Annotated in this window: 12 protein-coding genes and 2 tRNA genes; 6 read left to right on the top strand and 8 right to left on the bottom strand. The window is 66.2% G+C overall.

Features of this window, described 5'->3' with window-relative positions; genetic code table 11:
* From AB0B82_RS34770 to AB0B82_RS34755, 4 genes are all read right to left on the bottom strand, one after another.
* Positions 1-1,549, bottom strand: a 1,549-nt coding sequence (locus AB0B82_RS34770; RefSeq protein ID WP_360178644.1) for a cell division protein FtsK, incomplete at its 3' end; no start/stop codon positions are given.
* Position 1,550: 1 nt separating this feature from the next.
* Positions 1,551-2,432 (bottom strand): ABC transporter permease, encoded by an 882-nt coding sequence (locus AB0B82_RS34765; RefSeq protein WP_360178641.1) that lies wholly within the window; start codon positions 2,430-2,432, stop codon positions 1,551-1,553.
* On the bottom strand, positions 2,429-2,644 hold the full coding sequence (locus AB0B82_RS34760) for a hypothetical protein (protein WP_360178638.1): 216 nt from the start codon (positions 2,642-2,644) through the stop codon (positions 2,429-2,431). Before AB0B82_RS34760 ends, AB0B82_RS34765 begins: the two co-directional genes overlap by 4 nt.
* Complete coding sequence (locus AB0B82_RS34755) at positions 2,641-2,889, bottom strand: DUF6284 family protein (protein WP_360178635.1); 249 nt, start codon at positions 2,887-2,889, stop codon at positions 2,641-2,643. Before AB0B82_RS34755 ends, AB0B82_RS34760 begins: the two co-directional genes overlap by 4 nt.
* A 172-nt stretch (positions 2,890-3,061) precedes the next feature.
* Between AB0B82_RS34755 and AB0B82_RS34750 the strand changes: the two genes are divergently transcribed.
* The 3 genes from AB0B82_RS34750 to AB0B82_RS34740 all read left to right on the top strand — a co-directional run bounded on the left by AB0B82_RS34750 (position 3,062) and on the right by AB0B82_RS34740 (position 5,160).
* The gene (locus tag AB0B82_RS34750) at positions 3,062-3,298 is read left to right on the top strand and encodes a hypothetical protein (RefSeq protein ID WP_360178632.1); all 237 of its coding nucleotides are present in this window, start codon (positions 3,062-3,064) and stop codon (positions 3,296-3,298) included.
* A 141-nt stretch (positions 3,299-3,439) separates the two neighbouring features.
* On the top strand, positions 3,440-4,633 hold the full coding sequence (locus AB0B82_RS34745) for a helix-turn-helix transcriptional regulator (RefSeq protein WP_360178629.1): 1,194 nt from the start codon (positions 3,440-3,442) through the stop codon (positions 4,631-4,633).
* Positions 4,630-5,160, top strand: coding sequence for a flavoprotein (locus AB0B82_RS34740; RefSeq protein WP_360178626.1), 531 nt, complete (start codon positions 4,630-4,632; stop codon positions 5,158-5,160). The genes AB0B82_RS34745 and AB0B82_RS34740 overlap by 4 nt, the downstream gene beginning before the upstream one ends.
* 58 nt (positions 5,161-5,218) lie before the next feature.
* Here the strand turns inward: AB0B82_RS34740 and AB0B82_RS34735 are convergent, their stop codons facing one another.
* From AB0B82_RS34735 to AB0B82_RS34720, 4 genes are all read right to left on the bottom strand, one after another.
* Positions 5,219-6,481: a hypothetical protein gene (locus AB0B82_RS34735; RefSeq protein WP_360178623.1), complete on the bottom strand. Its 1,263-nt coding sequence runs from the start codon at positions 6,479-6,481 to the stop codon at positions 5,219-5,221.
* Positions 6,471-7,601, bottom strand: coding sequence for a hypothetical protein (locus AB0B82_RS34730; RefSeq protein WP_360178620.1), 1,131 nt, complete (start codon positions 7,599-7,601; stop codon positions 6,471-6,473). Before AB0B82_RS34730 ends, AB0B82_RS34735 begins: the two co-directional genes overlap by 11 nt.
* 1,212 nt (positions 7,602-8,813) lie before the next feature.
* The gene (locus AB0B82_RS34725) at positions 8,814-9,515 is read right to left on the bottom strand and encodes a hypothetical protein (protein WP_360178617.1); all 702 of its coding nucleotides are present in this window, start codon (positions 9,513-9,515) and stop codon (positions 8,814-8,816) included.
* A 332-nt stretch (positions 9,516-9,847) separates the two neighbouring features.
* Positions 9,848-10,288, bottom strand: coding sequence for a pyridoxamine 5'-phosphate oxidase family protein (locus AB0B82_RS34720; protein WP_360178614.1), 441 nt, complete (start codon positions 10,286-10,288; stop codon positions 9,848-9,850).
* A gap of 92 nt (positions 10,289-10,380) precedes the next feature.
* Between AB0B82_RS34720 and AB0B82_RS34715 the strand changes: the two genes are divergently transcribed.
* The 3 genes from AB0B82_RS34715 to AB0B82_RS34705 all read left to right on the top strand — a co-directional run bounded on the left by AB0B82_RS34715 (position 10,381) and on the right by AB0B82_RS34705 (position 11,200).
* Entirely contained in the window at positions 10,381-10,737 is a 357-nt protein-coding gene (locus tag AB0B82_RS34715; protein WP_360178611.1) for a sigma factor-like helix-turn-helix DNA-binding protein, read from the top strand.
* A gap of 267 nt (positions 10,738-11,004) precedes the next feature.
* Positions 11,005-11,077, top strand: a tRNA-Gly gene (locus AB0B82_RS34710).
* Positions 11,078-11,129: 52 nt separating this feature from the next.
* Positions 11,130-11,200, top strand: a tRNA-Cys gene (locus AB0B82_RS34705).
* Positions 11,201-11,224: the final 24 nt, after the last annotated feature.

The raw sequence follows: 11,224 nt of genomic DNA, 5'->3' as shown, positions 1-11,224 counted from the left end.
CCTTGTTCACGGCCTGGTCCTCGGTCTCGAAGTAGACCTGGAACTCCTCCATCACCATCACCAGCACCCGCAGATCCGGGTAGCGCGGGTCCCGAGCCAGTTCCCTGGTCAGCTTGCCGTCCGGGCACATCGTCACCGGCAACTTCGTCAGGATCGAGTTCACCCGGTCGATGTGGGCCAGGACCTCGTCCAGGATCGCTTGCAGGTGCTCGATCGGGTTGTCGTCGTTCGGGTTCGGGTGCGTCCCGAACACCGTGCGGTGTGCGACCTTCTTGAACGCCAGCCAGTCCGGGGAGTTCTTGCCGTCAGCAACGACGAGCTTCACGTACGGGTCCGCCGCCGCGTGCAGCGCCACCAGACGGGCGAAGAACGTCTTGCCCTTGCGCGGCTGCGCACCGACCAGCAGCGAGTTCCACATCAGCGACAGCGTGACCAGCGCGTCCCGCTCGTCCTTGCCGAGCTTCACCGGGTCCCAGATGCTGCGGGGCTTGCAGTCCAGCATGTCCGTACGGCCCACCGGGACCGCGAGCGGGTCCCGGTCCGCGACGAACAGCGTGTGCCGCCGCGAGCTGGTCTTGTCCGGCGTCAGGAACACCTGATTGGTGTGCACGTCCAGACCGGAAGCGATCTTCTCCCGGGCACCGGCCACATCCGACCAGCCCTTGCCGTAGGGGAGATCCACGACCACCTGGGAACCGGTGTTCTTGGCGTCGCGGGACATGGGCGACCCGAACCGGACCTCCTGGTCGGCACGGTCGGGCTTGCCGAGACCGGCCGCGTAGTAGGCGCGGAGCACGATGTCTGAGTTGAGCTTGCGGAACCGGGGCGCGACCACAGCGGTACCGAGTACCGTCTGACCTGCGGGTCTGCCGTAGTGCGCCAGCCCGGCGACCGCAGCCGCACCCGCGACCGCGAGACCAGCAGCCGGAGCCGCGTTCCACGCGATCGGCAGCCCGATCAGCAGACCGAGATTCTGCATGGCCAGCACGCCGCCTCGCCATAGCCGGGTGGCCTTGAGTTGGCGGTGGATCTTCTCCCACTCCTTCAACTCACCCGCGTCCGCGGCCTTCTGCTCCAGAGCAACCGAGTTCGGCACCCACCACCAGCGCAGCTGCCTGCCGATCAGCCGCGACAGGCCGCGGGTGGCGAACCAGCCGAGCTTGGTTGCGTACCAAGGCGAACGGACCGCGTGGAACGCCGTCACGTGCCCAGCACGCGCCAGCGCACGGGTCGTGGTGGCTCGCAGGTTCTCCGGCCGCAGGTGGGTCGGGATGATCGGCAGCCGCTGCCCATCCGCGACCGGCACCGGCAGACCAGGCGTGTCCACCGGCACGATGACCTTGCCCGTGGCCGGGTCGTCGGCGTCGTCCAACGCGATCTCGTAGGCGGTGTCCATCGCCTCGACCTCGCCCGCCGACAGCGGCACCAGCACGCCGGCGGTCTCCTCCGGAGCCTGCGCGGACTCGGGTACGTCGTCGCGGCGGGCACGATCCACACGGTGGGCGTCCAGGTCGATCGGGTCGGGCAGGTTGTTCATCGGCTCGGTCATGTCACTTCTCCCCGTTCTCGCGGGTGTGGATCAAGTGGGCCAGCGCGGCACCCATGCCGAGCACGGCAACGGGCAGGCAGGCAACAGCGGTGGTGATCGGCCACGGCGCGGCCGTGACCCCAGCGGCGTCCAGCAGGTGATAGGCGACCTGCCCCAGCGCACCGAGCGCCAGCGCGGACAGCGCCGACCACTTGGCGAACCGGCGAGCGCGGGCGGGGACGCGGCCGGACAGCCACACCCGCAGCGCGAACGCGGCATAGGTCTCCACACCGATCGGCAGCGTGATTGCCGAGTTGATCGTGAAGCCGTCCGCGATCCCCGGCAGCGGATGCACCACACCGAACCCGGTCAGCTCACCCAGACCGACCCAGCCGGACCAGACCGCGACGAACGCGGGCAGCGCCAGCAGCAGCACCGGCCACGACCGAACCGGGCGCATCTCATCCCCAGACTCAGTACCGGTCTCAGCCCCGGCGTCCGGGGCCGCCTCGGCAGCCGGGGAGATGCCCTCCGCCTCGGTGGTGACCGTGGCCGCGGGAACCGCCTCAACCGGCGCAGCCTCAGCGGCCGGAACCAGATCTACAGGCGGCGTGACCTGCGCAGACTCCTGCACGTCGGCCTCGGAATCCGCGGCCGTGGCGTCGGTATCGGTCATGGTCTCGTCCGGGTCTGGCACCGAGTGCAGCCGGGTTTCCGGGCGGTCCTCGGCGCGCTCCTCGATCAGGGCGGCATGTACTGCCTTGGCCTTGTCCTTGCCGACTCGCAGGTGCTTCATCAGCCGGTTCTGCGACGGGACCTCGCCCAGCTCGGCCGCGAGACGGCGTGCGGCCGGGATCAGGTCCTCTACCGGGACCGGGTACGACGTACGAAGCGGGGTACTCATCGCGCCTCACCTCCGGCGAGCTGGTCCATGACCCAGCCACCCGCGTGAGGCAGCGTGTCCGTGGTGTGCAAGACGTGATCGCCGCGCCAGACGACCCATGCCGTTCCCAGCGCGGTACGCGGCGAGACCACCTGGACCAGGTCGTAACCCGCGACCTTCCACCAGCCCAGATCGACCTGCACGAGGTCCGCCAGAGCCGCACCGGCCGTCATGCCGCGTCCTCCGTTTCCGGCTCGCGATCGGCCAGGCCCAGGCCGACCTCCAACACCCGGCGCTGCGCGCGGCGGACCCGGCGCGTCTCCAGCGCCGACGCGTAAGGACCGGCGTTGATCAGCGCGATCTGCGCGTCCAACAGGTCCAGCTCGGCCGCGATCAGCGGCCACTCCTGCTCGATACCGGCCAAGTCCGCTGCCGAGGGTTCCTGGCTAGCGACGGCCGACAGGTGGATGATGCTCATTGGGTTGTGCTCCTGTTCGTGAAGGGACTGGACCGGCCCTGACGCCTCGGCGGTTGCACCCGCCGGGGCGTCGCTCTGTCGGGCCTGGCCAGAACATGAAGCGAAACTAAGGTGCGCACCACAGTAGCGCTTGACAGATAGTTGCGCAAGCAAGGTGCGATACCCTGGATTGGTGACTGATCTACGCGACGAGTTGAAGTCGGCGACGCTGCGGTATCGCGAGACCGAAGCGGCCCACGAGCAATCCCGGACCGAGATGTTGGCTGCCGTGCTGGCGGCACTCCGCGGCGGCGTACCGCCGACCGAGGTGGAGCGGCTGTCGCCCTTCACAGCGGCGTACATCCGCAGAGTTGCCCGCGCAGAGGGAGTCCCGCCAGCGGCACCGGGGCCGAAGCGGGTGAGCTCCTGAGTGGTCGGCTCGTTCATGCATCCAGCGTCGAGGCGAAACGATCGATTGATGTGCACTCGGCAGGCTGCGCACTTTTGTGCGCAATGTTCGGGCTGGCAGCCGGTTCACTAGAGGAACCACACCAACCGAGGGGAAGTGCAGATGCACGTAGGTGAGCGCATCGGGGCCTACCGCAAGCGACGCGGTATGTCGCAAGACGCCCTGGCGGGACTCATCGGAATGTCGCGCTCCTGGCTGTCGCAGGTCGAGCGTGGGATTCGTGGTGTCGATCGGCTGTCCACCCTGAACGACCTGGCAACCGTCCTGCGCGTCGACGTGACCGACCTGATCGGCCGTGACTGGGTCCTCGCGCCCGACGCACCCGAGCACGTCAAAGCCGTAGACGCGGTTCGTAGCCAGCTGGCGAGCTATCACCACCTCTTGGGTGAGCCCGCGACTCCGTGGCCACTCCCTCAGCTCCGGAACGGCGCTGTGCAGGTCCACCAGGCGTATCAGGCCGCCAGGTACCACACGGCTACGGCGATGCTTCCGGACCTCATTCGAGCTGCCGACGCGTACGACGGCTACCAGGGCCGCGACGGCAGAGAGACCCACCTAGCGCGATGCTCGGTCTACTCCGCCGCCGCCAAGCTCCTCACAAAGGTCGGCGAACACCAGCTCGGCTGGCTCGCCGCCGACCGCGCCACCCACGCAGCTATGGCCGCCGAATCCAAGGCCGCACAGGGTCTCGCCGCGTACCAGGTCGTCTGTGCTCTGCTACGCAGCGAGCGCACCGACGACGCGGAACGGATCGCGGTCCGATCGGCCGAAGGTCTCATGCCGATGACCGGCTCCGACGCGCCGGACGCGGTGTCACTCGCTGGTTCACTGTGGCTCATCTCGTCCGTCATCGCTGCACGTCGCTCAGACCGCGCGACGGCGACTGAACGGCTGACGACCGCTGGACAGCTCGGAGATCTCCTGGCGCATGACGGCAACCACTGGTGGACGGCGTTCGGCCCCACGAACGTCCTCATCCATCGCGCCTCGGTCGCGGCTGAGTTCGGAGAGCCATCCAACGTGCTGCGGGTGGCTACGGAAATCGACCTGGACGCTATGCCGGCCGGACTCCAAGGCCGCCGATCTCGCCTCCACATCGACCTGGCATGGGCGCAAACCCAAGCCAAGAACGACATGGAAGCGATCCTGCATCTCCAGGCAGCCGAGCGCGTAGCACCCGAGGCGATCAAGTACCACACAATCGCCCGCGAGCTGGTCCGCGAACTCCTCCGCCGCTCCCGCAAGCCGAGCCCGTCCCTGACCGCTATCGCCACCCGCGCAGGAGTCCTCGCGTGACCAATCGAACGCTTTACATCGTCGTCTGCGGCGCGCCCCTCGCCTCTCGCACCGCAGACGGCGTCAAGGCCGCCCGAGCCAACGGCTGGGACCCCTACGTCATCCCCACAGAGGCAGCCCTTCCCTGGCTCGCCGACCAGGACCTAGGCGACACCCCCGTCATCACCGGCACCCGCACTCCAGACCAGCCGAAGCGCACCCCACCAGCCGACGCAGTCGCCGTCGTCCCCATGACCTTCAACACCCTCAATGCGTGGGCCAACGGCAGCGCGAACACATACCCGCTAACGACACTCTGTGCGGCGCTCGGATCGCACACTCCAACGGTCGCAGTCCCTTTCGCCAAGCATGATCTCGCCGGTCATCCGGCTTGGTTGGCATCGCTTGCTGTGCTGCGCTACGCCGGGGTGACCATCCTTGACCCTCACGATGGCTCGACGTCGTCAACAGAGCCCGTAGCGTCCGGAACAGGAACCCAGGTCTCTTCGAGCTTCGAGTGGTCATGGGCACTGGACCGACTCGCGTGATCGGTTCGCACTCGCACGCATGCCTGGTCGGGGCGGCCTCTGTCGACCCCACCAGGCGTCACGCGCCAGGGGACTGATCCTCCTCCGAAGTCGCAGCGGGTAGCGTCTGAGTCGTTCCGGACACGCCCGATGGTTGGTCAACCAGGGCCGCTGTTGCTCCGCGATCGAACTTCAGGTCCAGGACGCCGTGCACGTGCCTGCTGATCGCTGGCACAGCCCGCTCCAGGCAGTCGACGGCGATCACGATCGCCTGCCTGTGCTCACGCGTGAACAGGCCGTCGAACGCTGGGCTGAGCCACGCGGAACCTCCGGGCAAGGCATCAAGGACGGCCAGGTCGATCGTCTGTGGGAGCTGCCGGGCGATAGGCGTCCGCCTCCGCAGGCGCTCCGCAAGGTCCATGAAGCGGGGAAGCCAGAACGGCGGTTCAGCGATGGCCGCCCGAACCGACGGAACCCTCCGTTCGATGCCGTTTGCACCCTGAGCCCGATATGCCATATGGATGCTGCGCAACTCCTCGCGAAGCAGACGATCGGCCATCTCCGCTACCCGCAGCATTTGCTTGTCATTAGGGTCACCCGAGCCGAGACCAAGTTCTATCTCTCGCCGCGCGCCATCCAGACCAACGGTATCAGTCCGACCCCCAGCCCTTATTGCCGCCAGCATCAGCGCCGTAAGCGCATAACCGGCCACGATCGACGCGAGTGGGCCAGGAAGTACCGTCCCACTCTTAGTGATTTCGTCCAAGGTGATGAGCGCGCCAAGAACTTGATGCGGCTCCGCCAGCAGCGCATCATCTCGCAGAAATGCGACTAGACCCGACGGGAGATCGCCGATCAACTTCAGTTGGCCCTCCGCCGCCTTTACCGCCTCGGCGTATGGCGTTTCTCCAAACAGGCCGAAGGAAGTAGGGAGGTGAGTCAAGAGCCGCTCACGACGGCCGATTTCATCCTGACTAATCAAATCAAGATTCAGGATTCGAGCCAGATCACGGCCAGCCGAACTGACAACCTCACGCACGAGGGCCGCCCTATCGGCCCCAACGACAGTTTGCAAACCTTTTAGCCAAAGCAAACGATCTTGCTCGCCCGCTTGCCCACGGGTCGATTTGCATTCTGTTATGCCGACGCGCGGCCGCAGCCGTGAGTCAAACTCCAATGAGAGCACATCGACGTCTGTGACGATCCGCCTTCGGCCGTCGATCTGCTGTGTGACCGGATGGCGGAGGCGCACCAGGGACCCGTCGGCGAACTCCACCAACCCGACGCGCCGTTCCAGCTCGGCGCCCTTCAGCTGGCCAGTCCGGCCATCCCTAGTTGCCATAACGCCTCCTCCCCGCTTCCTGTCGAAGTGCGGCCAGAATACTTTCTGTCGCGCCAGGACTTGGCTCGGCATCCCTGCCGAGTTCGGCGCGTCGCCGTGCTCGTTCACGTTCCGGGTGCCTGTAGCCCTGCTGCTCCCGCAACCCACCGGCCATCGACCCATCTCCGCCCGACACGTTGAGATGGGTCAGCGCCTCCTCAGCCACGTCCGACTGAAGCAGGATGAACTTGTAGTACGGCTGCGCCTGCTCCACTCGGACGATGCCGGCCGTTTCCAACATCGAATAGTCGGACTTGATCGCACTCGCATTACCCGCCTCACCTTCGCGAATCAACCGACGCAGAAAGGCTTGCGGCGAGAATAGGCGATTCGAAGCGAAGCGATTCGCAAAGACCATCGATCCAATCAATTGTCTCACGTGGCCCGATGGATCCGTTCCAGTCGGCGCATCGAAGGCAGATCGACCCATATGAGGAGAGAACAAGAAGGAACGCTCCTGCCCGGTTGCAGTCTTCACGAGAGAGCGCTGAATGAGGCCCTGTGATACGGCATAATTGATCCATCTCGGATCCGTAGAGACGACCTCATTTTCCGGCAATCCTGCTGTAGTCGAAACTTCCTCAACCAGCGCCATTAGCGCCGCACGAGCCGCGCCGTCCTCGGCGCGAAGCGCCATCATTATGTAGTCTTTGTCCGCCGCCCACACGTTCGGATTGAAGAGAACAACGTCACCGTCAGCGCTCTGCTGGCGTGAACAAAGATGCAGAGACTCCAGATCATCTATTGCCCGCATGATCGTAGGCTCGTCACCTAAAGAAGAGCAGAGATCAATTGCAGTCGCTACTGTGATCGGCATAGCCGTGCTTTGCCGAAGAATCTCCAGAGCGATCAACTCTACGGCCTCCGGCATCACGACCCGGAGGATTTGGTCCGCCATTAGAAACAACTCAGGCATTGGAGGGATCCGCTCGGAAACCACCGCAACCTCACCTGCGCTCTGAGTCCACTCCAGGTCAACGAGACCCAGCATCTCCAGCGTGGGGAGAATCTCCCGGTGCATCCGATGCTTAGCTATGCCAGCGTCCCTCCCCATCGCGCACGCACGTTCCGCGGACGTCACGCCGCTTCCTCGCAGGCGAACCGCGATCTCCAGCAACTGTCCGGCGAACTCCAACTGACCCAGATCTGCTCGCGGTTGACTCGTGCCATAGCTCTCTAGATGTCGAGAGAGACCTAGCAACATCTCTGCGTTCGATAACACTCGAACTACCCCCCATCGATACCCCTGCAGGACACCCCACCCCAGGGCATCCAGCGGGCACGCTAACGACTGAAGCGCACAGTGAGAACCGCTGGCGGTTGAACGTTCACATTCCGTGACCTGACTCCCTCGGACGCGGGCAGCGAAAAGGCAGCGTGCTGCCCGTTGCCGCCGACGAGTGAGGGCCACACCTCACAGCGACCGGGGACCGTCGATATGGATCCATACCGCGTGTTACGCAGGATCCGCCTTCACACCGAAGAGGTCACTGGTTCGAACCCAGTATCGCCCACGAAGGCGATAGGCGACTCGTGTCCGCGGAAAGCGCGGACCGGGTCGCCTTCGTCGTGTTGTGCGGCTTCGCTCCGCTCGCCGCCGGCGGGGGCTCCGCCACCCGCACCCCCTTTTGCCTTCGCTTCGCTCGGCTGCTGGGGTCGGGTTGGGCGGTCAGCGCACCAGCGGGGATTCGGTTTTGCGGGGCAGTACCAGTGCTGCGGTCAGGCCCGCCCTCGCTTCGCTCGGCAGCTGGAGTCGGGCCCGCCTTCGCTTCGCTCGGCTGCTGGGGTTGGGTCGGGCGTTCAGCTCACCAGGCGGGGGTTCGGGTTCGCGGGGCAGTACCAGTGCTGTGGTCGGGGCCGCCCTCGCTTCACTCGGCTGCTGGGGTCGGGTCAGGCGGTCAGCTCACCAGCGGGGGGTTCGGGTTCGCCGGGCAGCACCAGTACTGCGGTCAGGCCCGCCCTCGCTTCACTCGGCTGCTGAGGTCGGGTCAGGCGGTCAGCGCACCAGCGGGGGTTCGGGTTCGCCGGGCAGTACCAGTACTGCGGTCAGGCCCGCCCTCGCTTCGCTCAGCTGCTGAGGTCGGGTCAGGCGGTCAGCGCACCAGCGGGGGTTCGGGTTCGCCGGGCAGTACCAGTGCTGTGGTCAGGCCCGCGCTCGCTTCGCTCAGCTACTGGGTCGGGCCCGCCCTCGCTTCGCTCGGCTGCTGGAGTCGCGCGATCGCCTTTGCTTCGCTCGGCTGTGGGGTCGGGGTTGCTGGGTAGCTCGGGGCTCGCACCAGATTGGCTGACTGCGTCAGTGGGTGGTGGCTAGGAGCGGTGGGGTTGGGGTGGACGTGCGGTGGGCGGCGTCGTTCGGGGAGAGCGTGATTTGGGCGGTGCAGGTGCGGGTGGCGCATTCGCAGTCGAGGGTCACGGAAGTACGGGCGCGGACCTGAGCGTGCGTGACCAGGTGGAGATTGCTGGTTCGGATCAGGGATCGACGGGCGGCCGGCGAGTCGGCGGCGGTAGCGGAAGCGATGACTGGGCTGAAGAGTTGCTCCACCGTGGCGAGGGTTTCGGCGACGGATTGGCCGTCTACGTTCACGACGGTTGCGCCGGTGTTCGACAGTTGACTTCGGATCAGTTCCAGGCCCCAGCGGTAGCCCTCGTGGGATTCGCCGGGGTTTCGCTCGTTGAGGCGAGCTTGTTGTTCTTCAGCAGAAGGCATGAGCCATACCGCATCGGGGCCGACGCCGGCCATGGACGGAGTGATAAGGGCGCCTTCGACAACGACCGCGGTGTCGGCAGCTGACAGGTCCGACAGGATCATCGGGCGTCGGTCGAAATCGCCTGGACCGGTGGCGGGGTCGTGCAGGCCGGCGGCGGCTGCGAGCTGTTCGTGGCGGTGGGCGTGGACATCTACGCTGTACCAAAGGTATCCGTGCCGCCGGGCGAACAATCGGCTGACTGTCGTCTTGCCGGCCGCCGCCGGGCCACCGATCCAGAAGATGGTCATGCCGCCGAATCGTAGGGGCTAATGCCTGATGAGCTCCGAGCTCAGGTCCCCGCCGCACTCGCGCGCTGCGCCGCCGTCTTCCGCTCGCGCGACGGATCGACGATCTGCCGACGGACCGCATCGACCAGCGCCGTTCGAGCTCCACCGCGAAGAGGACGTTTGCGGTCTTCGACTGCCCGTACGCGACCAGCGGCTCGTAGCCCCGGGTGAAATGCGGACCGTCCCAGCGAATGTCCGACAGCCGGTGGCCGCCCGACGTCAGGTTGACGATGCGCGCGCCGCGCGCGGCCTGCAAAGCCGCTACCGCATCCGCTCACGGCCACACACGACGCTCAAACCAGCCAGCGACCGTCGTCCATCAGGACACGATCCTTCAGCTCGTTGACCTCACGCCACGCCTGGATCTTGATCGGCGTCACCCGAAAGAACGGATAGTTGGCCAGCGGCCGCGGATCGAACCCGGCCTTGATCGCAAACGCCTCCCCCTCGGCGTCCGTCGGCTCGACCACCTCCGCCGTACCGGTCACGTGGATCACGTCCCGCACCTCACCGAGTGCGAGCTGCACGGCGGAATTCGCCACCAGGTTGCGCGCGGTCGGATTGGTCCGCGCCGTCGAGAGCAGCAGCGTCTCGTCGCTCCACAGGAACGACAGCGGCATGAGGTACGGCGTACCGTCCGGGGAGGCCGTCGACACCCACGCGTCGACGTCGTTCACCAGACGCGCCAGCGTGTCGGTCTTGCGCACGTCCAATGGGCGGGGTGCAGCCGTCATTCTTACTCCTCTGTCACAGGTGGTGCCGCTCATCCGTCTAGTTGCTGACGGCGCTCGGCCGGTCAGTGTGACAGACGAAGGATGTGGTCCACATGGGCGGGGACGACTGGCGGATCTGCCGCGACATGTTGCGCGCCCCGCGCAGTCGACCCGAACAATCGATCGCCGATCGCTCGCCGGCGCTCGCCGACGACGTCGTACCCGATCCGGAGTTCGAGGCGGTTGAGGCGGACTCCGTCGGGCTCGCGTTGCTGGTGATGCTCGAGACCTTGTCGCCGGCCGAGCGGCTCACGTTCGTTCTGCACGACCTGTTCGCGGTGCCGTTCGACGACATCGCGCCGATCATCGGCAGGTCGCCCGCCGCCGCGCAGCAGCTCGCCGGCCGCACGCGGCGCCGGGTCCGAGGTACGCCGGAACCACCCGACGTCGACAGTGCGGCGAACCGCTGATTGTGTTCTCTTTCACCGTGGTCGACGGGCGTGTCGACTCGATCGATCTCCGGGCGACGCGGAGTACCCGAAAAGCGTCGATCTGATGACCTTGAGGACGTGATCCGACGGCGTGTTGAGTGGACAGAACGGGAGTGACCTGTGTGGCGGATGGGTTGGTTTTCGCGCTGGTCACGACACGGTGAAGAGGTGCTGGAATCCGGTTTTTGTCCGGGCGAAAAGTGCGCTACTGTTCTGCTCGCACCGAGCGGAAACGGTCGGAGCGTTGCGGACGTAGCTCAGTTGGTAGAGCGCAACCTTGCCAAGGTTGAGGTCGCCGGTTCGAACCCGGTCGTCCGCTCGGAGAGAGGGTTCGGCAGGCCACCGTCCCCACGGGGGGAGAAGGCCGCAAGGGTGGAGTGGCCGAGAGGCGAGGCAACGGCCTGCAAAGCCGTGTACACGGGTTCGAATCCCGTCTCCACCTCGAGAACCGCAACCAGGTTCGGTA

This window comes from Kribbella sp. NPDC048915 (genome assembly GCF_040649595.1).
Classification (GTDB): domain Bacteria; phylum Actinomycetota; class Actinomycetes; order Propionibacteriales; family Kribbellaceae; genus Kribbella.
The sequence above is the reverse complement of the archived record's forward strand: the minus strand, read 5'-3'. Positions and strand labels throughout refer to the sequence as shown.

What these genes read in the sequence shown, in the direction of transcription:
- AB0B82_RS34765 (WP_360178641.1), bottom strand. Translation starts at nt 2,432, where the DNA reads ATGAGTACCCCGCTTCGTACGTCGTACCCGGTCCCGGTAGAGGACCTG.
- AB0B82_RS34760 (WP_360178638.1), bottom strand. Translation starts at nt 2,644, where the DNA reads ATGACGGCCGGTGCGGCTCTGGCGGACCTCGTGCAGGTCGATCTGGGC.
- AB0B82_RS34755 (WP_360178635.1), bottom strand. Translation starts at nt 2,889, where the DNA reads ATGAGCATCATCCACCTGTCGGCCGTCGCTAGCCAGGAACCCTCGGCA.
- AB0B82_RS34745 (WP_360178629.1), top strand. Translation starts at nt 3,440, where the DNA reads ATGCACGTAGGTGAGCGCATCGGGGCCTACCGCAAGCGACGCGGTATG.
- AB0B82_RS34735 (WP_360178623.1), bottom strand. Translation starts at nt 6,481, where the DNA reads ATGGCAACTAGGGATGGCCGGACTGGCCAGCTGAAGGGCGCCGAGCTG.
- AB0B82_RS34725 (WP_360178617.1), bottom strand. Translation starts at nt 9,515, where the DNA reads ATGACCATCTTCTGGATCGGTGGCCCGGCGGCGGCCGGCAAGACGACA.
- AB0B82_RS34720 (WP_360178614.1), bottom strand. Translation starts at nt 10,288, where the DNA reads ATGACGGCTGCACCCCGCCCATTGGACGTGCGCAAGACCGACACGCTG.
- AB0B82_RS34715 (WP_360178611.1), top strand. Translation starts at nt 10,381, where the DNA reads ATGGGCGGGGACGACTGGCGGATCTGCCGCGACATGTTGCGCGCCCCG.